Below are 23524 nucleotides of genomic sequence, written 5' to 3'. Positions count from 1 at the left end.
AGTTGCGCGGGCCGTTTTGCGCGGCCGTTGCGTGTTTGTTGACGTTTTGCTGTTCAGTTTTCAAGGTTCAAGTTGTTCGCCGCGCTCATTGGCGACTTTTCAATATTACCAGCTTCTTTTTAAGAAGTCAATAATTATTTCACTTTATCATGCTTCGCATCTTTTATTATGAAAAACGCGACAAGAAATAGTATATCACCTTGTTCAAATAGATACAAGCTCTTTTTATAAAAAAACTAGTTTAAAGGATAACGTCCTTTAAACTAGTTTTTAAAGTAGTAGTTTTATTCTTTTGGACGCATTTGCGGAAACAACAGTACATCTCTAATAGAAGAGGAATTCGTTAACAGCATGATTAAGCGGTCAATACCGATCCCCAATCCACCTGTTGGCGGCAGTCCATATTCCAATGCTTCAATAAAGTCTTCATCCATTTCATGGGCCTCGTCATTTCCCTCGTCCTTCTCAACCAGCTGTGCCTCAAAACGCTCACGCTGATCAATGGGGTCATTTAACTCTGTAAATGCATTGGCATGCTCACGGCGGACGATAAACAGTTCAAAACGATCAGTAAACCGCTCATCTTCCGGATTTTTCTTTGCTAAAGGTGAAATTTCAACTGGATGTCCAAAAATGAATGTCGGTTGTACTAATTGCTCTTCTACTATTTGTTCGAAGAATTCATTTAAAATATGTCCCGCTTCCATAGTAGGTTTCACATCAATATTGTGTTCTTTCGCTAGAGCCTGCGCTTCTTCCTTTGTCATCTGTTTCCAGAAATCAACACCTGTGTACTCTTTTACAGCGTCGGCCATATGTAGTCGTTTCCAGCCTACAGCTAAATCGATTTCATCTTCTCCGTATTGTACAGTGGTCGTGCCAAGAACTTCTTGCGCTACATGTGCCACTAAGTTTTCAGTAAGCGCCATGATGTCGTTGTAATCTGCGTAAGCTTCATACAGTTCCAACATGGTGAATTCAGGATTATGGCGTGTCGAGATTCCTTCGTTTCGGAAAACACGGCCGATTTCATAAACCTTTTCCAAACCGCCAACAATCAAGCGTTTCAAATGAAGTTCAATGGCAATCCGAATATACAATTCCATGTCTAATGCGTTGTGATGTGTGATAAACGGTTTTGCAGCTGCTCCCCCTGCAATTGAATGGAGCATTGGCGTTTCGACTTCTAAAAATCCAGCGTTATCCAAATATCGGCGCATCGATTGAATGATGCGGCTGCGCAGAATAAACGTCTCTTTGCTGGTGTCGCTTGTCAACAAATCTAAATATCGTTGGCGATAGCGCTGTTCTACGTCTTTTAAACCATGGAACTTTTCAGGCAGTGGGCGCAAGGCCTTTGTCAGAAACTCCACTTCTTTTGCTTTAACCGAAAGTTCCCCTACATTCGTTTTAAAGACAGTCCCTTTAATGCCGAGAATATCTCCTAAATCGACTGTATTATAAAATTCATAAGCTTCTTCGCCAATCGCATCTTTACGGACATAGATTTGAATCTGTCCTTTAAGATCCTGGATATGCGCAAAACCTGCTTTCCCCTTGCCGCGTTTTGTCATAACCCGCCCCGCAATAACAACTTCATGCGGAGTTTCTTCAAGTTCTTCTTTGGAAAGCTCTGCGTATTGCTCGATAATTTCCTGTGAAAGATGAGTTCGCTCAAAGCGGCCGCCGAACGGATCCATTCCGTTGTCACGGAACGCCTGCATTTTTTCGCGCCTCACCAATAATTGGTCGTTCAATTCTTCTGACATTCCCTACACTCCTTTATCTATAAAAAGCCAATCTCATTCACGTATTTCTCTATTGTACACAATTTCCTACCATACTACATAAAAAAGCAGCCACAAATTTGTGACAGCTTTAGGTTTATAGCCATTAGTTTGTGTCTTGAAGAAATTCTTTCATACTGCCATATGATTTCCACAAGCGAACGCCACTCGTTTCCAAAACATCCGGGACTTCGAGATTCGGATTTACTTCCAGCAACGGAATCACAACAAAAGCCCGTTCGTACATCCGAGGATGCGGAACGATGAGTCTCTCAGTTTTCAATATTTCTTGATTGTATAACAAAATATCAAGATCAATTGTCCGCGGTCCCCACCTGATTAGGCGCTTGCGGTTTAAATTTTGTTCAACTTCCTGGCAAACGTCCAGCAGCCCGAACGCATCCAGCTCCGTTTCAAGCTGAACGACCATATTGAGAAAAGGCTCCTGATCTGTAAATCCTACAGGATCTGTTTCGTAGAGGGAAGAAATGCGGGTGACCGTAATGGCGGGATGGTCCGCCAGCTGCGATACGGCCTGCCGCAACATTTCGAAGCGGTCCCCCATATTGGAGCCAAGCGATAAATAACTTTGGTTCATGCGAATTTACCTCGTGTGAGTTCAATGGCTACTGATTTGTAATGCCCGGGAATCGGAGGATCGGGTTTGATCAACTGCACACGGATGCCTTGCACCAACGGAAAATCGGCAAGAATTTTTTCAGCCACACTTTCCGCTACAGCTTCCACTAATTTTTTCGGTTTTCCTTCGACGATGGAACGGCAGGCTTCGTAGACTTCACCGTAATGCACCGTGTGCTCCAAGGCATCCGTTTCTCCCGCTTGCTGCAGATCCACTGCCAATGAAACCGTCAGCCGAAATCGCTGGCCTAACTTTGTTTCTTCAGGAAATACACCGTGGTAACCATAAAACTCCATATCGTTCACGTGAATAAAATCCATTACTTTTCCTCCTTGTATGGGCGTTTGCCTGTCAGTGCATCTATCATCCGGACAGCACGCACTGTTTCTTTTACATCATGGACCCGCACAATGTGACAGCCTTGGTTGACGCCATAGCAAACCGTTGCGAGCGAGCCTTCCAGGCGCTCCTCTACAGTGGCACCCAAAATTTTTCCGATAAATGATTTTCTGGAAGTACCCAGAAGAACTGGATAGCCCAATTCCGCCATCTGTCCGATCAATTGCATCGCTTCGAGATTTTGTACCACGGATTTTGCAAATCCAACACCCGGATCAAGCCAGATATTTCCTTTGGGTACACCGGCATCTAAAGAAATCTGGATGCTTTCAGCCAAATCCCGCATGATGTCTTCCTTAAAATCGGAATATGACGCTTCGTTGCGGTTGTGCATCAGGATGATGGGCACATCCCATTTGGCTGCCACGCCCGCAATGGCCGGGTCGTATTTAGCACCCCAAATGTCATTGATAATATGGGCCCCTGCAGCAATCGCTGCATCGGCTACTCGTGATTTGTATGTATCCACGGAGATCAGCACGTCGAACTGCTGCCGCAAAGCTTTGATAACAGGAACGATTCGTCCGATTTCTTCATCATCTGAAATCTGGACATAGCCGGGACGTGTCGACTCGCCTCCTACATCGATGATATCCACACCATCTGCCATCATTTGCCGAGCACGAGTCAATGCCTGCTCTAAACCGTTGTACTTGCCTCCATCAGAAAAAGAATCCGGCGTGACATTCAATATGCCCATAACGAGGGTTTTATTTTCAAAACTGATTTTCATAAGGCTACACCGTCCACATCTATATAAGTATCTATTTCCTAGGAAATAAAAGGTGCCTTCATCTTACCGCAATTGACCGGTTCTATTCCACAAAAAAAGAGCAGCCACGAGGCCTGCTCTTTTAATCTTTTAGTTGGATTCTTCGAATTGGTAAAGCGGTGTGCTCAAGTAACGTTCTCCGTTGGACGGAATAATCGCCAATACTTTTTTGCCTTTGCCCAAGCGCTTAGCAACTTGAAGAGCGGCATAAATCGCAGCCCCTGAAGATACGCCTCCAAGAATTCCTTCTTCACGCGCAGCTTGGCGTGCAGTTGCATAGGATTGATCGTTGGTAACTTGGATAATCTCGTTGTAGATCTCTGTGTTCAACACAGCAGGAACAAATCCTGCTCCAATTCCTTGGATTTTATGCGGACCTGGCTTGCCTCCAGATAGGACAGGCGAGTCAGTAGGCTCCACTGCTACAATATGAATGTCAGGATACTTTTCTTTCAGTACTTGGCCCGCACCTGTAATCGTTCCGCCTGTACCGATTCCTGAAATAAACGCGTCCAATTGGTCGCCCATCGTTTCCACAATTTCCGGACCAGTCGTCAAACGGTGCACTTCCGGGTTCGCTTCATTGTTGAATTGCTGAGGCATGAACCAGCCATTTTCAGCTGCTTCTTTCTCAGCAGTCTTGATAGCGCCATTCGGCCCGTTCATTCCGTCTGCACCTGGTGTCAAAATCAATTCCGCTCCATATGCACGCAATAGGTTGCGGCGCTCCATGCTCATCGTTTCAGGCATAACCAATACAGATTTATAGCCTTTGGCTGCAGCGATCATCGCCAAGCCGATTCCCGTGTTGCCGCTTGTCGGCTCGATGATGGTGTCGCCTTCTTTTAGGTCTCCGGACTTTTCAGCCGCTTCGATCATCGCAAGCGCAATACGGTCTTTCACGCTGCTGCCTGGGTTAAAGTATTCTAATTTCAAATAAACTTCTGCATCTTCAGGACCTGTCAACCGATTTAATTTCACAATTGGGGTTTGCCCAATCAATTCAGTAATTGAATTTCCTACACGCGCCATTATTCAACACTCCTAATCCCTAGTGATTTTGTCGACTTTAATAAAGCTAATGGTATCAATAACATGGATTGTTTGTCAAATAGTATGAATTTATAAAAAATAGACGTTTCGCTGACGAAACGTCTGGTAAAACTTATTCTCCGTAAAACCATTCGGCATCGAATTCCTGCCAAAACGCTTCCGGAGTAACCGATTGCGGCAATTGTTCCAGCGCCAATTCACGGTTAATATGGTCTGCTACGTCATCAAATGAGAATGTTTGGCCATCCACTTTTTCCGTAACAGAGATAATGGCGGTTCTTCCATCTTCAAGCGCCAGCGGAGTTGACCAGCCGCCAACTTCAACTTCTGCCACTGCTGTGGAGATATTGTCATCTACACCGGGATCGCCGCTGGAAATATAGCCAATGTCTCCCCCAAGATTGCCTGTCGCACTGTCGATTGAACGTTCACGGGCAGTCGCCTCGAATGAAGAGCCTTTTTCAAGTTCAGCAATGGTTTCTTCAGCTTCTGCTGCTGAGTTCAATACGATCATGCGGGTCCGATAAGAGTCTTTCACATCATAAAGCGACTGGTTATCATCATAAAATGCCTGGATTTCGCTGTCTTCAATGACGATATCCTTGGTCAGCACTTTTTCAAGAATTAATTGGGCTTCTACTTTTTCACGCTGGCGTGTTTCATCTGCTGCGTACAAAGCCGTTTCTGTACTGTCCTGCGAAGAGCGCAGCAGCGCTAATTCCAAATCGATTTCTTTGTCACTCACTTCAATTCCATAATCCTGTGCAGCTGTTGCCATCACTTTTTCATTAACCAGCTCAAGCAGTGCTTCGCGGCCATGCTGTTCTTCCATTGAAGCCAGCCATTCTTCACGCGTGATATCTTCTCCGCTGACAGAGGCAACTGTTTCTGCATTTCCTGCATCATTCGGAATCAGCCACGCAATAAACCACAACAAGTTAGCTAATAGCAAAATCCCGATGACCACTAGTACCGGTTTGGTTTTTAAATGTCTTTTCGGCTTGCCCGTCCCTGCCGGTGGCACAGGTCGCCGATTATTATGATTGGAGCTCATTGATAAACGACTCAAGCTCCTCTTTGGAATACTGATACGCTTCCAGGCAGAAATGGCATTGGGCTTCTGCCATGCCATCTTCGTCGATCATGTCTTGTATCTCTTTTTTCCCAAGCCCCAGAATTGCTGTAGCAAAACGGTCTTTGGAACAATTGCATTCAAAATTTACCGGCATTTTATCAAGAATCTGGACATTTCCTTCTCCAAGTACTGCTTCAAGAATTTCTTCAGGCGACAGTCCGCGCTGAATCATTTTGGAAACAGGTTCGATATTGGACAAACGCTCTTCGATTTTCGTAATGGTTTCGTCATCTGTATTTGGCATTAACTGAACAATAAAACCGCCAGCTGCCAGCACTGAATTATCCGTATCGACCAGGACACCCAATCCGACAGAAGAAGGCACCTGTTCAGACACCGCGAAATAATAAGTAAAGTCTTCAGCGATTTCTCCTGAGACGATCGGCGTCTGGCCGGTGAAGTTGTCGCGCATGCCTAAGTCTTTAACGACCGACATCATGCCATCAGTGCCCACTGCACGGCTGACATCCAATTTTCCTTGTTTGTTCAAATCAAAATGGGTTTGGGGGTTCGAGGCATATCCGCGGACGCCGCCTTTTCCATTGCTGTCCACCAGCAATGCGCCGATCGGTCCGCCGCCTTCGAATTTAATCGTCACTTTATCGTCGCCTTTTAGCATGGCGCCAAGCATGACGCCGCCTGTCATGGCGCGCCCTAAAGCTGCTGTTGCTGTTGGCCACATCATATGGCGGCGCTGCGCTTCTCCCACTGTTTTCGTGCTGTCTACTGCAAATGCACGGACACTCCCGTTAAATCCGAGGCCGCGAACTAAATAATCTGACACGTGTATCGTTCCTTTCTTTACGCTTGATTGCGTTTGTAAATTAAATACAGCCCTTTTAAAGTAAGGAAGGGATCGACGTAATCAATCACTGTCGATTCGCCAGCAATTATAGAAGCCATGCCGCCAGTCGCAATGACCGTTGGCGTTTCCCTGCTCTGCTTTTTCATTCGCGCTACAATTCCTTCAGCCTGGCCTACATAGCCGTAGACAATGCCGGCCTGCATGGCGGAAATGGTGTTTTTGCCAACCACCTGATCGGGTGTGGCGATTTCAATCCTCGGTAATTTCGAGGCCCGGGCATATAGCGCTTCAGTCGAAATATGGATGCCGGGAGCAATGGCTCCACCCATATATTGCTGCTTTTCATCAATATAACAAAAAGTATTGGCCGTGCCAAAGTCCACAATAATCAACGGGCTGCCGTATTCATGAATAGCCGCCACCGCGTTGACGATCCGGTCGGCGCCAACTTCCCTGGGATTATCATACTTGATATTCAGCCCTGTTTTAACGCCAGGTCCGACAATCATCGGTTTTACCTGAAAATATTTTTGGCACATCCGCTCCAGGGCAGACATGATCGGGGGCACAACAGAGGACATAATAACGCCGTTTATAGATGAAAAGCTTAAATTGGCATCGTTTAAAAACGCTTTAATTTGCATGCCGTATTCATCTTCTGTTTTATAACGGAGAGTTTCCATACGCCAATGGTGCAGTAATTGATCCTGGCCGTAGACACCCAGGACGATATTTGTGTTTCCAGCATCCAATACTAAAATCATGTTTTGCCCTCACTTATTGACGAATTTCCAACACATCATACCATAATTTTACGAAAGCAAAAAGCTGGTTGCCTCTTCCCTTCAAAGGGAACGGGCAACCAGCTCATCATATTGCTTATTTGCGTCTTTCTTGAATCGGATCACGTACCGGAGCCGCTTCGCCGTCTTCTGCCGGCAGGTCTCCTGCTGAAGGATCAGCTGGTGCACCTATGGCATCCGGAGCGTCACCATCTTTTTTCAAGTCAGGTGTATCGTCGTCTCCAAAGTCACCGTTCAATGTTTCGTATGAACGTTCAGGAAGCGTTCCATGATCTTTCAAGTGAAGGATCTGGGCAGCATCCAATGTTTCAACTTCAAGCAATGTATTCGCAATTAATTTCAGAAGGTCCTGGTTTTCAGTCAGAATCTCTTTCGTGCGGATATACTGCTCTTTGATGATGCGTTGGACTTCCTGATCGATTTCGAAGGCAATTGCATCAGAATAGTTTTGTTCTGAGTTAAAGTCACGGCCTAGGAAAACATTCCCGCCTTGTGCCGTACCGAATTGAACCGGACCAATCTTATCACTCATGCCGTATTCCGTTACCATGCTGCGGGCAATTGCCGTCGCACGTTGGAAATCGTTATGGGCGCCGGTCGATACTTCGCCGAATGAAAGGTCTTCAGCCACTCGGCCTCCGAGTAATCCCGCAATTTTATCAAGCAATTCCGGTTTCGTCATAAAGTAGCGATCTTCTCTCGGCAGCATGACAGCATAGCCGCCAGCTTGGCCGCGAGGAACAATGGTTACTTTGTGGACGATATCTGCGTCATCCAATATTAAACCGATAACGGTATGTCCGGATTCGTGGAATGCCACGATATTGCGTTCTTTTTTCGAAATGACACGATTTTTCTTAGCAGGACCTGCAATAACGCGGTCAGATGCTTCATCCAGATCGGACATGTCGATTTTGAGCTTACTGCGGCGAGCTGCAACAAGTGCCGCTTCGTTCAATAAGTTCTCTAAATCGGCACCTGAGAATCCAGGTGTCCGCTGAGCGATCGCTTTTAAATCGACGTTTTCGTCAAGCGGTTTGTTGCGCGCATGTACTTTAAGCACTTCTTCACGGCCTTTAACGTCCGGACGACCTACAGTAATCTGACGGTCAAAACGTCCTGGACGAAGCAAAGCCGGATCCAGAATATCCGGACGGTTAGTTGCTGCAATGATAATAACGCCTTCGTTTGCACCAAAGCCATCCATCTCAACCAATAGTTGGTTCAATGTCTGCTCACGCTCATCGTGCCCACCGCCGAGACCGGCGCCACGCTGGCGTCCGACTGCGTCAATTTCATCAATGAAAATGATACAAGGTGCATTTTTCTTAGCGTTTTCAAACAAATCACGAACTCGCGATGCCCCGACGCCGACGAACATTTCAACAAAATCAGAACCACTGATCGAGAAGAAAGGAACGCCTGCTTCTCCGGCAACGGCACGTGCCAATAGGGTTTTACCGGTACCCGGAGGTCCGACAAGCAAAATCCCTTTTGGAATGCGCGCGCCAATGTCAGCAAATCTGCGCGGATCTTTAAGGAAATCAACAACTTCTACAAGTTCCTGTTTCTCTTCATCTGCTCCAGCTACATCGTTAAAGCGAACTTTTTGTTTCTGGTCATCGTACAGCTTCGCTTTACTTTTACCGAAGTTCATCACACGACCGCCTCCGCCGCCTTGCGACTGATTAAGTAAGAAGAAGAAAAGGATGAAGATGATGATGAACGGAATGATGCCTGTGAAAAATGAAACCCAACCACTTGTTTGTGGGGCTTTCAAGAATTCGACCTGCACATCCTGCGAGCTGGCGACTTCATCGATCTGAGTCGTCAATGCTTCGTTTTCAAGCGGAATGTTCGTTACAAAAGACTGGCCTTCTTCATAGCCTTCCATTACTCCTGTAACTTCATAAACCATTGCTTCTGGCTGGATGGTTACTTCCGTAATTTCCCCATTTTCCAGTGATTCCAAAAATTCGTTATATCCTATATTTTCAGTCGGCTGGTTACTATTGTTAAAGGTACCCAGAATCCCGATAATAACTAGGAAAATCAGTAAATAAAATATGGTGTATCGAAATATCCGATTCATCCCGCGCCTCCTCATAAAGTTTCCCTAAAACTATACTAAATACTACCATAGGAACATTTAAGCATACAACGAAAAGGCCTTATTCCCGCTGATAAATCGATAGACTGTGAACGATCGTTGTCTATTCCTCTTCTCCGCTGTAAACCGAAGGCTTTAGAATCCCAATGTACGGCAAATTCCGGTATCTTTCTGCATAATCCAATCCGTACCCTACAACAAATGCATCCGGTACGATAAAACCGACATAGTCAGCTTTCAGATCCACTTTGCGTCCTGTTGGCTTGTCCAGCAATGTTACGATTTTGATCGATTTGGCTTTGCGGTACTTGAACAGATCCACCAAATAGCTAAGCGTCAATCCACTGTCGATAATGTCTTCGATAATCAGAAGGTCGCGCCCTTCGACACTGGCGTTTAAATCTTTGATGATCTTAACTTCCCCTGAAGAAACGGTGGCGTTGCCGTAGCTTGAAACATCCATGAAATCCATTTCGACAAAGCCGTCAATGCGTTTCATCAAATCTCCCATAAATGGCATTGCGCCTTTTAGTACACCGATAGCCAGTGGATACTTGTCTTTGTAATCCTCTGTCAACGTCGCTCCCAATTCACGTGCTTTTTCCTGGAGCCGTTCTTCACTGATCAATACTTCTTTAATGTCGTTCTGTAACATGGTGGACCTCCTAATAATCCTTGTTTTACAATCTATAAAAATTGTTCAATTAGTACCCAATTGTCTCCGTCGCGTTTGTGTCGACTGACCATAGCAGATGGACGCAAACCTGGCACCAATAAAAGTTCGTTTTTGTCAGTTGTGATGACAGGCCAACTTTCTCTCATAGGCACAGGAATTTTTTCATCAATCATCAAACGCGCCAATTTCTTCGGCTGTTCCATTCCAGCAAGCTGAATCCGGTCACCTGGTTTTCTGCTTCTTAAAAAGAACTGTGAATCCTCCGGAGCGTGAAAATGCCAAGCTACTGCCTCCTCGGGTTTTTCCAATCCTTCAAAAGGCATTACTCTGTAGCGGCGGCCGCGATAGTACGGCGACCATTCAGCAGCAATTGCGACAGGCGCTGTTGCCCCCAGCTGTTCCAAAGATTGGTGATTAAGAAAAACCGTGTCGTATTGGCGGGTCGCTACATAATTTTTCGGCAAATGTAAAAAAACGGTGCCCGAGGAACTTTGCATCATTTCCTGCAATTGCTCGACCAGCTGTCTCGTTACGGGAATTTGCTTCGGATTATATAGATAGTTTAATAGTAGTAGAACCATTCTTTTTTGTAAAGCGCGCGCTTCCAGTCTGAAACTTTTGGCAGAGAAAATGATTTGGCCTTCTGACGATAGGATTATCCGCTGCAATTTCTCTCCAGCCAGATCCTCCAGAAATTGCTGATCCTGCTGCATATCTTCAGCCAGTTCCACAAAATTTTGGGAAACCTGCCTATTCTCATCTTTCAGCAGCGGCAAAACTCGCTGGCGCAGCCGATTTCGTGCATACGCAGATTCTGCGTTGCTCGAATCTTCCCGGTACAAAACACCATGCGCTTCTGCATATGCGACAATCTGTTCTTTATCGACCGCCAACTGAGGACGAATCAATGAACCGGTGCCAAACGGACGACTGGCTCGCATGCCAAAGTCGCCATCCTGCAGGCTGCCTCTCAACCCTGACATAAGGACAGTCTCGAGCTGGTCGTCTGCATGATGGGCAGTGGCCAGTTTGGATGCGCCGGTCTTTTTCATTATTTCCTGAAAATAGGCATAGCGTTCGGAACGGCACAGCTGCTGCTTATTGCCGCCTCTTTCTTTCAAAATATCAGGAATTGGTATAGCCCGGCTAAAGCAATCGATTCCCCACTGTTTAGTGACAGCTTCCGTAAACAAACGGTCCTGCCGAGATTCTTCCCCTCTCAGCATATGGTCGATGTGGACTGCCGCAACCGATATGCCAAACTCCCCTTTGTTGGCATTTAAAAAATGAAGCAAGACCATCGAGTCGATTCCTCCCGAACAGCCGACCAGCACAAGATCCCCAGAATCGAGCAATTGGCGCTTGCGAATATGCTTTATCATCAGTTCTTGAAAGCTCTTCATTCCTTTCACCTCGCTTGCCTATATCTTCTTTTCAGTTTTATCCGGAAAATAGCATACAAATTATTTTCAAATGGCAATTGACAGGTCCACCTTTCAATAGTATGCTATTAAATGTTCGTTTAAACAAGGCGGCGTAGCTCAGCTGGCTAGAGCGTACGGTTCATACCCGTGAGGTCGGGGGTTCGATCCCCTCTGCCGCCATTATCCTCAAAGTGAATACTTTAACATCAAGCAGCGCCCTATTCGGGGCGTTGCTTTTTTTTTGCATAAAATACCCGATCTGAAGTGGCAAAATGCAAAAAAAAAACGCTTCCCATGTGAGAAGCGTTTCAATCTAGATTATCAGCTGTGTTGAAGCATTTCCCTATACTATTAAAACAGCTAGCAAGTTAGCCTCTTTTTGCTCCTCGGCCGCCGCGTTTCGATTCCGTAGCGCGTTTCAAGGTCGTCATGTTTTCTTCGCTGTCTTTAAGAAACTTCGCCATTTTCGTTTCGAAGTTTTCTTTAGGAGCGCGTTCAAATGAACGACTGCTTGGGCGTGGGCGTTGTGGTCGTTCTGTGCCGCCGGGTGGTTGTGGCTTCGCTTTACGAATGGACAGACCGATTTTGCCGTCTGCTTCTACATTCATGACTTTAACTTCTACCATTTCGCCAACTTTTAGATGATCGTTAATATCTTTTACATAGTTGTCGGCGACTTCACTTATATGCACGAGGCCTGTTGCACCAGTTGGAAGCTGTACAAATGCTCCAAAGTTTGTAATACCTGTGACTTTACCTTCTAACTTGCTGCCTACTTCAATCGACATAAAAAAAATGCTCCTCCTTAAAAATTAAGATGACTCCAAAATACTGGGTCACACTGTCATTTTGCGGGACTTATCCCACTTTTTATTATAACCATCAAAAAAAGAGTGTCAACTGACTACTCTTCTTCTGCAGGTTTTTCTTCATCTTTTTCTTCATCGGTTGGTGTGGTGAAAATAATCTCTCCTTCATCTGAAAGAAAGTAATCTTTGCGCGCTAATTTTGCCAAGTATTCTTCATCATTCAATAACAGGATCTGTTCTTCCAGCTGGCTTTGCTCTTTTTCGACTGCTTCAAGTTCCTGCAGCGTTTCTTCGCGAAGCAATTCTTTTTCGGAAATTGTCTGCGACTGGGCATAAATGGTCGAACCTACCCAAATCGTTGCCATCAGCACCAGTACTCCAAACACACTCAGCCTTCTGAACAGGCGCACTCTGTGAGCTTTTTTGCGCTGCCCTTCCATTTCAACCGAACGGACATAGTCATTGCGAATTGAGGTGACTTCGCGCTTTTCCGCCTGGTTGTCTCTCTTCAAACTCATGACCCGCTCCCCTTCCATACTAACTTTGTCATTATTATACATGAAAACCCTTGATAGTATAAGCTTTTTGAATAATTTCCGCTATTTTCACTCTATTTCTTGAAACACCCAGCCAAAATATTTACTTTTAGTTAATAAAAATACTGTTGACTTAATTTTTATACAGTCTTATAATACTAATCATTATCTTTTAATGAACGTTTGCAAGGTTTTTGCGAATTTAAATTCTTCATGGACTTATAAATATACAAAATCATTGAATAAAAATTGGAGTGAAGCAAATGACAGGTTTATTGGCGTTATCGAACGGAAAATCATTCAAAGGGCAATGGCATGGGGAAGTTTCCGCTATTCAAGGGGAAGTCGTTTTCTTTACAGGCATGACCGGCTATGAAGAAGTCCTGACCGACCCTTCCTACAAAGGCCAGATCATCGTGTTTTCTTATCCGCTTATCGGACAATATGGAATCCAGTCTCTTTACGCACAGTCTGACCAGATCCAGACTGCAGGCATTATTGTTGCCGGCTTGTACGATGGCCCTCTCAGCAAGGATGCCATTTCACTCGCTGAATTTGCGGCCAACCACAAGATTCCCATTTTAAGTGGAGTGGATACGCGATCTGTTATCCAAAATGTCCGCGAATCAGGGACGATGCAATCTCAGCTGATCCATGCGTCTCTTCCAGAGTTGGCATGGGAACCGGTGCAAACTTACTTTTTCCCAGCCACTACCACGATTGAAGAAATCAAAACTGTCGGTTCCGGCGCTGCCCACATTGGATTGATCGATTTCCATTATAAATCTTCTATTTTAAAAGAACTGCTCGAATTAAATTGTAAAGTCAGCATTATCCCTTATGCAACTTCAACAGAAACACTCGATTCACTCGGACTGGATGGCCTGCTTTTTTCAAACGGCCCCGGAGACCCGGCAGCTCTTCAGCATTTGTTTCCTACCTACCGCGACTGGGCTGAGCGCTATCCGAGTTTCGGCATCTGCCTCGGCCATCAGGTGCTCGCTTCTGCATTTGGCGCTAAAACCACAAAGCTTGCATACGGCCATCGCGGCGCCAATCATCCGGTGATGAACCTCCGGACAAAACGGGTCAGCATGAGTTCTCAAAATCACAGCTATGTGGTTGAAAGCGCCAGTTTGCAAGGGACGCCTTTTTCAGTCCTCTACGAAAACGTCAACGATGGCAGCATTGAAGGGCTTGTCCACAAGACTTTGCCTGTGACCACAGTTCAATTCCATCCGGAAGCGGCACCAGGACCTGCAGACCACCTTGAACTGTTCCAGCAATTTTTAGCAGCAACACAACCGAAAGAGAGAGTGAAAATGCATGCCTAAGCAAGAACAAATAAAAAAAGTACTGGTCATTGGATCAGGAGCCATCGTCATTGGACAGGCAGCAGAATTCGACTATTCCGGCACGCAGGCATGTGTTGCGCTAAAAGAAGAAGGCATTCATGTCGTGCTGATCAATAACAATCCAGCGACCATCATGACCGATAAATCCGTTTCCGATCAAGTGTATTTTGAACCGCTGACTTTGGAAAGCGTCACAGCCATCATAAAAAAAGAGCGTCCGGATGGCCTGCTTGCAACAGTTGGCGGACAAACCGGATTGAATCTGGCAATGGCTTTATCTGATTCGGGCATGTTGACCCAATATGGCGTTACGCTGCTTGGCACCGATATGAAAGCCATCAAGCAAGCGGAAGACCGTGAGCAATTCCGCTCGCTGATGAACCAGTTGAGCGAACCTGTTCCTGACAGCGACATCATTTATTCGATTGAGGGCGCTCTGGCGTTTGCCGCTTCAGCCGGCTATCCCCTCATCGTTCGCCCTGCTTACACGCTTGGCGGCTTTGGCGGAGGGATTGCCGAAGATGAAGAGACTTACATCAAATTGGTCAAACAAGGATTGAGTGCAAGCCCGATCAAACAATGCCTGGTGGAAATCAGCATTGCCGGCTACAAGGAAATCGAATACGAAGTTATGCGCGACGCCGATGGGACCTGCATCACCATCTGCAACATGGAAAACCTGGATCCGGTCGGCGTGCATACCGGCGACTCGATCGTTGTAGCACCCAGCCAGACTTTGAATGATAAAGATTTCCATATGCTGCGCAGCGCTTCTATCCATATTATCGAGGCACTTGGCATTATTGGTGCCTGCAATGTCCAGTTTGCGCTGCATCCGGAAACGTCCGCTTATTATTTGATCGAAGTCAATCCGCGCGTCAGCCGTTCTTCGGCACTCGCTTCCAAAGCAACAGGCTACCCGATTGCCAAGATCGCTGCAAAACTGGCGATTGGCTACACATTGGCTGAATTGAAAAATCCAGTGACTGGCACCACATTCGCCAGCTTTGAACCGGCACTGGATTACGTAGCCGTCAAAATCCCGCGCTGGCCATTTGACCAATTCCCGCTGGCGGACCGCAAACTCGGTACACAAATGAAAGCAACCGGCGAGGTTATGGCCATCGAACGCCGTATGGAAGCTGCGCTGCAAAAAGCGATTCGTTCACTCGAATTGCCGATTGACGGATTCCGCCTGAAGGCACTTACCGATTTTTCATCAGAAGATTTATGCGGATTGGCGACTGAAGCTGATGACCGCCGGCTGTTCGTTCTTTTCGAACTGCTGATCCGCGGTAAAAGCATTGAATTTCTGCACAGCATCACTGCCATCACGCCTTATTTCCTTTCGGTGATGGCTAATATCGTCGCCGAATGGAAAGAGCTTCAGCAACTGGACTGGAACAGCATGACCCGCACTCGCCTGCTCCAGGCCAAGACACTCGGCTTCAGCGATCAGCAACTGGCGGACTTGTGGAATGTCTCCTGCCCGGAAATTTGGGGACAGCGCCGCATCTGGCAAGTGACGCCTGCTTACCGCATGATCGATACATGCGCTGCCGAGTTCAGGTCAGACACCAATTATTTTTACTCCACCTGGCAAGGTTTTTCCGATGTCAGCCGCTCTCACCACAAGAAAAAGGTGGCCGTTGTGGGATCGGGACCGATCCGGATCGGCCAGGGCATCGAATTTGATTATTGCTGCGTCCATAGTGTCATGGCCGCTCAAAAGCTGGGCTACGAGGCGATTATGATCAACAACAATCCCGAAACGGTCAGCACTGATTATGAAGTAGCAGATGCTTTGTATTTCGAACCGATGACGCCGGAAGACATTCTCAACGTCCTGGATTTTGAAGGCATTAACCAAGTTATTCTTCAGTTTGGCGGACAAACTTCGCTGAATGTTGCAGCTGCCTTGCAGGAAGCCGGCATCACAGTTCTCGGTTCAACTGTGGACTTGCTGGATCAAATGGAAAATCGCGACCGTTTTTATGCGTTTCTGGAATCGATCGGCTTGCCGACCATTCCCGGCAAAACCGCACTTGACGCGTCTGCGGTCATCCCGGCAGCTCGTTCGCTTGGATTCCCGGTGCTCCTTCGTCCATCCTATGTTATTGGCGGGCGCGGCATGATCGTTTTGCATAGCGAGGCAGAGCTTGGCGAATGGCTGCAGCAAACAACCATGGCCTTCCCGGTGCTGGTTGATCATTTTGTCACCGGCAAGGAAGTCGAGGCCGATATCCTGACCGATGGCGAAAATGTCTGGGTCTCCGCCATTTTCGAGCATGTCGAAGGAACCGGTGTCCACTCCGGCGACAGCATCTCCATCACGCCGCCGGTTTCATTATCGGAACAGGCACTAAAAGAACTTTCTGAAACAGCGAAACACATCGCCAGAAACATGGATTATACCGGACTGTTCAATATTCAGTTTGTCTACGAAGGCGACCAATTATTCGTCATGGAAATTAACCCGCGTGCATCGCGTACCGCTCCCATCAGCTCGAAAGTGACCGCCGTGCCGCTCGTGCAGCATGCGACGTCGCTATTGTTGGGAGTGCCCTTCGAAGAGTTGAACATAGAAGAAAGCTATAACGGACAGCCCAAGTACACGGTCAAAGCACCGGTTTTCTCCCACATTAAACTGCCTGGGCTGTCGCCTGTCCTGTCTCCTGAAATGATGTCGACCGGCGAAGTGATCGGCTCAAGCCCCGATTTGGACACCGCAATTGCTAAAGCTTTGAATGGCGCTTCTGTCCAGTTGGCCGACCTTGCTTCCGGCGGCACCATATTTGTCGCAGAGCAGTCAGTTGGGCAAGTGGATAACGCTTTATGGGAGTCACGCGGCTTCAACATTGTCACCGAGCTGCTCATTCCTTTCGAAGAATGGCTGAAAACAGAAACTAAAAAAGCCTATATTGATTTTGCCCCTGACCCGGAAAGCACCTGTGCCAAACAAGCTGCGATTCATCGTCTCCATGTCTGGACGCGCCCTGAAACAGCAGCTGCTTTTAACGGAACTTATTCATCCATTAACACATTATCGAAAGGAGTGCTTGCAAAATGACAATGGCGATCCCGTTTGCCCCATCGATTATCCAGGAAGATTTCCTGTCCTTGAAGGATTACAGCACAGACGAAATCATGGATTTGCTCCACCTGGCAATTGAACTGAAAAAACCTGAAAACAAGTATTTGCCGCTTTTAAAAGGGAAAGTGCTGGGCATGATTTTCGAAAAATCCTCTACCCGTACCCGTGTTTCATTTGAAGCTGGAATGCTCCAGCTTGGCGGCAACGCCATGTTCCTGAGTTCCCAGGACACCCAAATGGGACGAGGCGAAACCATCGCCGATACCGGGCGCGTCCTGTCAGGTTATCTTGATGGACTGATGATCCGCACGTTCCACCAATCCGTTGTCCAGGAATTGGCGGACTTTAGTTCCATTCCCGTCATCAACGGATTGACCGATGACTATCATCCTTGCCAGGTGCTGGCGGATCTGATGACCATTCTCGAGCATTTCGGTACGCTGAAAGGCAAGAAAATGGCGTATATCGGAGACGGCAACAACATGGCCAATTCCCTGATGATCGGTGCCGCCAAAGTCGGCATGGATATCAGTATCGCCTCGCCGGCCGCATATGCACCTACTCCAGAAATGGTGGCCTTGGCGAAAGACATTGCCCAATACACCGATTCGACTATTGTTATTACTGAAAGTCCGGAACAAGCGGTTGCCGGCAGCGATATTATTTATACCGATGTCTGGGCCAGTATGGGGCAGGAACAGGAAGCGATTGAACGCCTGAAGCATTTTCAGGGCTTTCAGGTGAATGAGGAACTGGTCAAGCACGCCAACCAAGACTACATTTTCATGCATTGCCTGCCTGCCCATCGTGAAGAAGAAGTGACGACTGCCATTTTGGAAGGGCCGCACTCGGTGATTTTCCAGGAATCCGAAAACCGCCTGCATGCACAAAAAGCCGTACTTGTTGCGCTCATGGCTGATAAATAAAAAACGCCTTAGGAATAGATCCATTCCTAAGGCGTTTCTCTGTTTATTTGCCGCTGACTTTCAAATATTCTTCCAAAGTCTTGCCGCTTTTTTTCACTTGGCTTGCCACATCAGAACCCAGGTAGCGGAAATGCCAAGGTTCGTACATATAGCCGGTGATGGCCTCTTTTCCTTTAGGGTAGCGGAGAATAAAACCGTAGTTATGGGCATTTGCTGCAAGCCATTTTCCTTCTTTGGTCGCTGCAAATGATTCCTTCAACCACTTAGACTGGTCGCTTCCGCCAAAATCGAACGCCAAACCTGTTTGGTGTTCGCTATGGCCAGGTTTTGCGCTGAAACGATTGGCTTCTGCCGCACCGTGCCTGCTGACATAGCTGGTGTACAGCTCTTTTTGGCGATTATAGGAACGGAACGTACTGAAAGCAGTCAGCTGGACACCTTGCCTTTTCGCCTCTGCCGTCATGGCATCAACTGCTTTTTGGGCCAGCTTGCTGACGCCAGGATTGTAACTGGAAGGCAGGCTGTATTTTTTATTGACGATCAAAACACCTGACGCATATGTTCCCGGTGTTTCGGTCGAAGGTGCTGCATAGGCAGCCGGGTTGCTTGGCGTTTCTTTGGTCAAATAAGCTGCATTTACCCATCCGACTTTGTTGCCGTATTCTACTTTGTACCAATTGCCTTCTTTGCCAAGATACACAACTGTTGCTCCATAAGGAATCGAGGCAATAATCGGATTGCCGACTCCGGCTTTTGACCGCATGTTCAATTGGTCGATCGTCGTGTAGGTGACGGGTTTTTCAGGCTGTGCTGCAGGAAGTGGAAACTGGGCAGGAGCTAAGAGCCGTGCCATGAATCCCGCAAAATGCTGGCGCTGCAAAGCTTCTTTCGGCTTAAATGCCCCGCCAGGATAACCGTTGGTGATGCCGGCTGTCGCCAAGCGGCTTATGTAGGCATTTGCCCAATAAGCAGAACCAACATCGGTGAAAGAAATGCCTTTATTGGCTGTTAAACGATAGGCTTCTGTCAGGATTTTGGCCATTTCTGCCCGGGTCAGAGCACCTTTGGGATCAAAGTACTTTACGCCGTCCCGAGATTCTTTGCCTTCAATAAAACCAAGTTCCACTGCTTTGGCGACTTCTTCATATCCGGGAGAGCCGGGTTTCAAGTCGGCGAAGCCCGGATTAGGCGCAGCCGTTTCCTTAGGTTCCATCTCACGCAGGATCATCCGTACAGCATCCAGCCGGGTGATGGTGGCGGCCGGTTTGAAACTGCCGCCCGGAAATCCTTTGATGATGCCCAATCCGGCCAGATAATCGATTTCTTTTTTGAAAGTCGTGACGTCTTGAAAAGAACTTGCCGCATTGGCCTGGCTCACACCCAGTTGCACAGGTCCTTGCTGTGGCAGCATTGAAGCAGCTACCAAAAGCGCAGCTGCTGATATTCCAATTTTTTTGCCCATCGAAATTTTTGGCAATCCCATCATTTCCTCTCAATAAATCCCTGTTCAGGAACTTTTCTTTTGTTTTTTTTATCATATAGAAAATAATCGGCTTTATCTATGGTGCATTTTGTTCAGAAAAAGAAAAAAACCTGCTCAAGGCAGGTTTTGAAAACGCATTACGCTTCGTCATCAATAAACTCAGGTTCGACCTTTTCCAGCTTTTCTTCTTTCAAGATGGTGTACATATTGGCCGCTTCTTCTTTTTTCGCTACTTCTTTCAGCCGATCGATACGCACCGTCACGACTTTTTGGCCGAAACGGATTTGCAGCTCATCGTTTTCTTTGATGACTGAGCTGGCTTTCGCTTTATTGCCGTTTACAGTGATCCGGCCTTGGTCGGCCACTTGCTTCGCTAACGTACGGCGTTTAATCAGGCGTGAAACTTTCAAAAATTTATCGAGGCGCATAGTTATTCTTCCTTTCTTGCCATTAATTTGGCCTGGTTCCAAAATCTATCCAGCTGCTCCAACGTGTAATCGCTGAAGTTTCCAGTTCCCTGCTTTACCTGCTGTTCCACATAGCTGAAACGCGTTTGGAATTTCCGGTTCGCATGCATCATCGCTTGTTCAGGTGACAAGTCGAAGAAACGGGCAATGTTCACCAAGGTGAACAACAAATCGCCGAGTTCGTCCAATTGGCGGGCTTTGGAACCTTTCGCCACTTCCTGTTGAAACTCCTGCAATTCTTCGTGAAATTTATCCCACGCGCCGGCTGCATCCGGCCAGCTAAATCCGACTTTCGCCGCTTTTTTCTGGTAATTGAACGAAGTGGTCAAGGACGAACTGAACCGGTCCTGGCCTTCCAATAAAGACTCGGAAGCAGGTTTTTCCTGTGCTTTGATTTCCTGCCAATTGGCGACAACTTGATCGGCATCGTCAGCCGTCACATCACCGAACACATGCGGGTGGCGGCGAATCATTTTCGCACTGATGGATTCCAGCACATCCTCTAACTGGAAGTAGCCGTTATCTTGGCCAATTTGGGCATGCAGGAACACTTGCAGCAACACATCGCCCAATTCGTCCGCAATCGCTCGATCGTCTTCCTCCTGAATCGCCTGAAGCAGCTCATGTGCTTCTTCAATCAAAAACGGGCTCAGCGACTCATGCGTTTGCTCCCGGTCCCAAGGACAGCCTTCAGGGCTTCTCAGCTTCGCGATGATGCTTCGGAAAGTTTGCCATTCCTTCAAGCGCTGGGTTTGATCATTGGCAGGCGGCACATAAACGGTCGTCAAGTTGTTGACTTCTGCCGAGCGGTCCAATTCATGAAGCGGCACGGTGCGCAGCACTTCGTCTTTAGATCCGGCAGCTGTGACAATGGTCACCGGATAATCGTCCGGGTATTTTTCCATCAGCGTCAATTTGACTTCTGATGCACTAAAGCTGTCATACACCTGGGCAATCAATAAGTGCTGCGTCATGTTGACTTGATCGCTGGTCATTTCTGTGCCGTCCATCAATTGAAAGCCTTCAATGGGATCGATGCGAAGCGCCCCGAACAGCGAATCCAGGAAACTGTGTCCGCCTTCGATAGCCAACTGGCAACGCCCCTGCTTTTCTGCTCCAATCAAATTTTGCACGGTCTGCTCCGCGACCAAAGGATGGCCTGGAACGGCATAGATGATCGATGCCTGATGCGATAAACGGATCAGCGTTTCCGCAATTTCTTCATAGACCGGGCTGAAGGCATCGTGCTTTTCATAAACTGAATCAAAGCTCGTAAAAGTTACACCTTCTTGAGCCAGCTCCGCCAGTACCGGATGATCTTCGGTCCGTACGTATAAATTGTCCGCCGCTTTCAGCTTTTTATAAACGCCTAGCGGCAATTGGTCTAAATCTCCGGCACCAAGGCCAATTATATGAATGGTGTTCATCGCTTTTCACCTTTTTTCTTTGAATTTATTGCTAATTGCAGTCCTGCCAGCTTGCGGCCGAACGGAATGATATACCATTCTTTTTCTGTTATGATGCGGCTTTTGGCGATTAATGCCATGAATACCACAGCACCAAGCGGAATCGCCGTCGCCGTTGTGAACGCAGCGCCTAGACGGCTTGACAAGCCATCAAACAGATAGCCGTCAGCCGCAATCGACCAGCCCAGCACTACTGCAGACATGGCTGCAGCGGCCCCAAAAAGCCAAGCGTAGTAGGAAACCGGAGCAAACTGCAGCGGCCAGACTTTTTTAAAGTAAACCAATAAGCCCGCTACAATCACCGCCAAGCCTATATTCCCGGCAACAGCCGCACCTGTGACTCCCCAAATGGGCAGCAGCAGCCAATTGCCGATGACTTTTACAGCCAAACCCGATAGCAGCAGCAAAGCCGGAACCCTCACCTTGCCGAGCCCGTGAAGCATCGCCGTCATGATCAGCAGCAGCGACATCCAGACGATCTGCCAACTAAAGATAACTAGGGCGCCGGACTGTTCGCGCGTTTGGAATAAGGTTTCGTTAACATAAGACATAACGAAGGTGAGCCCTGCTGCAGCGGCGAACGCAAACAGGAACGACACACGGAATGCCAATTGGGCATATACTTCAGGCGGCCTGCCGCTATGTTTTTTTGAAGTCCGGGCAACCAGTGGAACAATGGCCAAAGTCAGCGAAGTGGCGATCAAAATACCGAATTGCACCAGCGGCTGGCCGCGGTCGTAGATCCCTTTCTGTTCCATAGCGGCAATACGTGCAAAGCCGCTTTCTTCCAGCAGCCGGAATACCGTAAATGAATCCACCAGCTGAAACAGCAGCAAGATCAAAGAACTCATGCTGACACTCAAACTGACCGCAGTCATTTGCTTGATGATCGGCCAGGTTTTTACTTGTGAAGGCTGTTTCAGGAAATCCGACTGCCCGCGGAAATAGACCAGCAGCAGTACCACCGCGCCCAACCCACCGGCAACTGCACCAAGCATCGCCATTTGTCCTGCAGCGTACAGCGAAAATCCGCTCGAAACGACGAGCCAGGTACCGATTAAAATGACCGATACGCGAAGCCCCTGTTCCATCACTTGAGCATAGGCGACTGGCGCCATGTCATTGCGCGACTGGAAATACCCTTTTAAAATAGCGAGCGGCGCCATCAAGAGAACGGAAAACGCACCTACTTTCAGCAAACGGTCCAATTGGGCATCGCCCATCCAGTCCGACAGCAGTTCCGCACCGAAAAACAGCAGTGCAAATACAGTTATGGAGATAGCAGCCACATACATGAACGCAATGCGCAAAATTGGCCCGTGTACTTGCCTGTCGGTATCCGCCAGCAATTTGGAAACCGCTACGGCAAAGCCATAGGATGTCCAGATGCCGAAAATGGCGACAAACGGGTACACTTGCTGATAAATGTAGAAGCCTTGATCTCCAACGAGGTTCTGGAAAGGCACCCGGTAGACCGCACTCAGCAGCTTGACGATAAATCCTGCAATCGTCAGCAGGACCGCGCCTTTCATAAATGATTTCATTGTGCCTTCATTGTTCACCGGACCCACTCATCTCTTACTTATAATAACTTTATATGTCGGAAAAAATTTTGCTGTTATACATAGCGTCGTCCGCTTGGGGCATGGTTCCCACAAGAAGCCGGGAAAACCATCCGTCTTCTTGCTTCGCCCAGCCCATGGACGACGCGTCGGCGTTTGGTAAGGTTGTGAATCGGAAAGAGACTCCTGTGGTTCTACTAGTTTCTCCTTACCTTCTTAAAT

General features: G+C 47.4%; 20 protein-coding genes and 1 tRNA gene. 4 read left to right on the top strand and 17 right to left on the bottom strand.

Features of this window, described 5'->3' with window-relative positions:
- Positions 1-284 precede the first annotated feature (284 nt).
- From lysS to tilS, 11 genes are all read right to left on the bottom strand, one after another.
- Positions 285-1769 carry a lysine--tRNA ligase gene (gene lysS / locus QOZ98_RS18690; protein WP_308788741.1) on the bottom strand — a complete coding sequence of 495 codons (1485 nt, stop codon included), beginning with the start codon at positions 1767-1769 and terminating at the stop codon, positions 285-287.
- Positions 1770-1893: 124 nt separating this feature from the next.
- Positions 1894-2385, bottom strand: a complete 492-nt coding sequence (gene folK, locus QOZ98_RS18685) for a 2-amino-4-hydroxy-6-hydroxymethyldihydropteridine diphosphokinase (protein ID WP_308788740.1) — start codon at positions 2383-2385, stop codon at positions 1894-1896.
- Positions 2382-2747, bottom strand: coding sequence for a dihydroneopterin aldolase (gene folB, locus QOZ98_RS18680; RefSeq protein ID WP_308788739.1), 366 nt, complete (start codon positions 2745-2747; stop codon positions 2382-2384). Before folB ends, folK begins: the two co-directional genes overlap by 4 nt.
- Positions 2747-3559 carry a dihydropteroate synthase gene (gene folP / locus QOZ98_RS18675; protein ID WP_308788738.1) on the bottom strand — a complete coding sequence of 271 codons (813 nt, stop codon included), beginning with the start codon at positions 3557-3559 and terminating at the stop codon, positions 2747-2749. The genes folB and folP overlap by 1 nt, the downstream gene beginning before the upstream one ends.
- A gap of 129 nt (positions 3560-3688) precedes the next feature.
- Positions 3689-4630, bottom strand: a complete 942-nt coding sequence (cysK, locus tag QOZ98_RS18670; protein ID WP_308788737.1) for a cysteine synthase A — start codon at positions 4628-4630, stop codon at positions 3689-3691.
- A gap of 133 nt (positions 4631-4763) precedes the next feature.
- Positions 4764-5705: a peptidyl-prolyl cis-trans isomerase gene (locus tag QOZ98_RS18665; RefSeq protein ID WP_308788743.1), complete on the bottom strand. Its 942-nt coding sequence runs from the start codon at positions 5703-5705 to the stop codon at positions 4764-4766.
- Positions 5689-6570 (bottom strand): Hsp33 family molecular chaperone HslO, encoded by an 882-nt coding sequence (gene hslO, locus QOZ98_RS18660; RefSeq protein ID WP_308788736.1) that lies wholly within the window; start codon positions 6568-6570, stop codon positions 5689-5691. The genes QOZ98_RS18665 and hslO overlap by 17 nt, the downstream gene beginning before the upstream one ends.
- 17 nt (positions 6571-6587) lie before the next feature.
- Positions 6588-7355: a type III pantothenate kinase gene (locus QOZ98_RS18655; protein WP_308788735.1), complete on the bottom strand. Its 768-nt coding sequence runs from the start codon at positions 7353-7355 to the stop codon at positions 6588-6590.
- A 115-nt stretch (positions 7356-7470) separates the two neighbouring features.
- The gene (gene ftsH, locus QOZ98_RS18650) at positions 7471-9486 is read right to left on the bottom strand and encodes an ATP-dependent zinc metalloprotease FtsH (protein WP_308788734.1); all 2016 of its coding nucleotides are present in this window, start codon (positions 9484-9486) and stop codon (positions 7471-7473) included.
- 121 nt (positions 9487-9607) lie between these two features.
- A complete protein-coding gene (hpt, locus tag QOZ98_RS18645) occupies positions 9608-10159 on the bottom strand; it encodes a hypoxanthine phosphoribosyltransferase (RefSeq protein ID WP_142830668.1) in 552 nt (183 codons plus the stop codon).
- Between the two features lie 32 nt (positions 10160-10191).
- Positions 10192-11583: a tRNA lysidine(34) synthetase TilS gene (tilS, locus tag QOZ98_RS18640; protein ID WP_308788733.1), complete on the bottom strand. Its 1392-nt coding sequence runs from the start codon at positions 11581-11583 to the stop codon at positions 10192-10194.
- Positions 11584-11710: 127 nt separating this feature from the next.
- On the opposite strand from tilS, the gene QOZ98_RS18635 reads away from it, so the two are divergent.
- Positions 11711-11784, top strand: a tRNA-Met gene (locus QOZ98_RS18635).
- A 188-nt stretch (positions 11785-11972) separates the two neighbouring features.
- On the opposite strand, the gene QOZ98_RS18630 is transcribed toward QOZ98_RS18635, so the two are convergent.
- Both QOZ98_RS18630 and QOZ98_RS18625 read right to left on the bottom strand, forming a co-directional pair.
- A complete protein-coding gene (locus QOZ98_RS18630) occupies positions 11973-12392 on the bottom strand; it encodes a S1 domain-containing RNA-binding protein (protein ID WP_142830664.1) in 420 nt (139 codons plus the stop codon).
- 116 nt (positions 12393-12508) lie between these two features.
- Positions 12509-12931 carry an FtsB family cell division protein gene (locus QOZ98_RS18625; protein WP_308788732.1) on the bottom strand — a complete coding sequence of 141 codons (423 nt, stop codon included), beginning with the start codon at positions 12929-12931 and terminating at the stop codon, positions 12509-12511.
- Positions 12932-13212: 281 nt separating this feature from the next.
- On the opposite strand from QOZ98_RS18625, the gene QOZ98_RS18620 reads away from it, so the two are divergent.
- From QOZ98_RS18620 to argF, 3 genes are read left to right on the top strand one after another with little or no spacing between them, the layout of a single operon-like run.
- Positions 13213-14283, top strand: coding sequence for a carbamoyl phosphate synthase small subunit (locus QOZ98_RS18620; RefSeq protein ID WP_308788731.1), 1071 nt, complete (start codon positions 13213-13215; stop codon positions 14281-14283).
- A complete protein-coding gene (locus QOZ98_RS18615; RefSeq protein ID WP_308788730.1) occupies positions 14276-17374 on the top strand; it encodes a carbamoyl phosphate synthase large subunit in 3099 nt (1032 codons plus the stop codon). Before QOZ98_RS18620 ends, QOZ98_RS18615 begins: the two co-directional genes overlap by 8 nt.
- Positions 17371-18324 (top strand): ornithine carbamoyltransferase, encoded by a 954-nt coding sequence (gene argF / locus QOZ98_RS18610; RefSeq protein WP_308788729.1) that lies wholly within the window; start codon positions 17371-17373, stop codon positions 18322-18324. The genes QOZ98_RS18615 and argF overlap by 4 nt, the downstream gene beginning before the upstream one ends.
- Positions 18325-18367: 43 nt before the next feature.
- Here the strand turns inward: argF and QOZ98_RS18605 are convergent, their stop codons facing one another.
- The 4 genes from QOZ98_RS18605 to QOZ98_RS18590 form a co-directional block, all read right to left on the bottom strand.
- Positions 18368-19807, bottom strand: a complete 1440-nt coding sequence (locus tag QOZ98_RS18605; protein ID WP_308788728.1) for a D-alanyl-D-alanine carboxypeptidase family protein — start codon at positions 19805-19807, stop codon at positions 18368-18370.
- Positions 19808-19944: 137 nt separating this feature from the next.
- Positions 19945-20235 carry an RNA-binding S4 domain-containing protein gene (locus QOZ98_RS18600; protein WP_142830647.1) on the bottom strand — a complete coding sequence of 97 codons (291 nt, stop codon included), beginning with the start codon at positions 20233-20235 and terminating at the stop codon, positions 19945-19947.
- A gap of 2 nt (positions 20236-20237) precedes the next feature.
- On the bottom strand, positions 20238-21701 hold the full coding sequence (gene yabN / locus QOZ98_RS18595; RefSeq protein ID WP_308788727.1) for a bifunctional methyltransferase/pyrophosphohydrolase YabN: 1464 nt from the start codon (positions 21699-21701) through the stop codon (positions 20238-20240).
- Positions 21698-23302, bottom strand: a complete 1605-nt coding sequence (locus tag QOZ98_RS18590; protein WP_308788726.1) for a putative polysaccharide biosynthesis protein — start codon at positions 23300-23302, stop codon at positions 21698-21700. The genes yabN and QOZ98_RS18590 overlap by 4 nt, the downstream gene beginning before the upstream one ends.
- Positions 23303-23524: the final 222 nt, after the last annotated feature.

The organism is Planomicrobium stackebrandtii (genome assembly GCF_030814955.1).
Taxonomy (GTDB): domain Bacteria; phylum Bacillota; class Bacilli; order Bacillales_A; family Planococcaceae; genus Planococcus; species Planococcus stackebrandtii.
This window is presented reverse-complemented; position numbering and strand designations above follow the sequence as displayed.

Coding starts and splice junctions, on each gene's coding strand:
- lysS (WP_308788741.1), bottom strand. CDS start 1,769: ATGTCAGAAGAATTGAACGACCAATTATTGGTGAGGCGCGAAAAAATG.
- folK (WP_308788740.1), bottom strand. CDS start 2,385: ATGAACCAAAGTTATTTATCGCTTGGCTCCAATATGGGGGACCGCTTC.
- folB (WP_308788739.1), bottom strand. CDS start 2,747: ATGGATTTTATTCACGTGAACGATATGGAGTTTTATGGTTACCACGGT.
- folP (WP_308788738.1), bottom strand. CDS start 3,559: ATGAAAATCAGTTTTGAAAATAAAACCCTCGTTATGGGCATATTGAAT.
- cysK (WP_308788737.1), bottom strand. CDS start 4,630: ATGGCGCGTGTAGGAAATTCAATTACTGAATTGATTGGGCAAACCCCA.
- QOZ98_RS18665 (WP_308788743.1), bottom strand. CDS start 5,705: ATGAGCTCCAATCATAATAATCGGCGACCTGTGCCACCGGCAGGGACG.
- QOZ98_RS18655 (WP_308788735.1), bottom strand. CDS start 7,355: ATGATTTTAGTATTGGATGCTGGAAACACAAATATCGTCCTGGGTGTC.
- ftsH (WP_308788734.1), bottom strand. CDS start 9,486: ATGAATCGGATATTTCGATACACCATATTTTATTTACTGATTTTCCTA.
- hpt (WP_142830668.1), bottom strand. CDS start 10,159: ATGTTACAGAACGACATTAAAGAAGTATTGATCAGTGAAGAACGGCTC.
- tilS (WP_308788733.1), bottom strand. CDS start 11,583: ATGAAGAGCTTTCAAGAACTGATGATAAAGCATATTCGCAAGCGCCAA.
- QOZ98_RS18630 (WP_142830664.1), bottom strand. CDS start 12,392: ATGTCGATTGAAGTAGGCAGCAAGTTAGAAGGTAAAGTCACAGGTATT.
- QOZ98_RS18625 (WP_308788732.1), bottom strand. CDS start 12,931: ATGAGTTTGAAGAGAGACAACCAGGCGGAAAAGCGCGAAGTCACCTCA.
- QOZ98_RS18620 (WP_308788731.1), top strand. CDS start 13,213: ATGACAGGTTTATTGGCGTTATCGAACGGAAAATCATTCAAAGGGCAA.
- QOZ98_RS18615 (WP_308788730.1), top strand. CDS start 14,276: ATGCCTAAGCAAGAACAAATAAAAAAAGTACTGGTCATTGGATCAGGA.
- argF (WP_308788729.1), top strand. CDS start 17,371: ATGACAATGGCGATCCCGTTTGCCCCATCGATTATCCAGGAAGATTTC.
- QOZ98_RS18605 (WP_308788728.1), bottom strand. CDS start 19,807: ATGGGATTGCCAAAAATTTCGATGGGCAAAAAAATTGGAATATCAGCA.
- QOZ98_RS18600 (WP_142830647.1), bottom strand. CDS start 20,235: ATGCGCCTCGATAAATTTTTGAAAGTTTCACGCCTGATTAAACGCCGT.
- yabN (WP_308788727.1), bottom strand. CDS start 21,701: ATGAACACCATTCATATAATTGGCCTTGGTGCCGGAGATTTAGACCAA.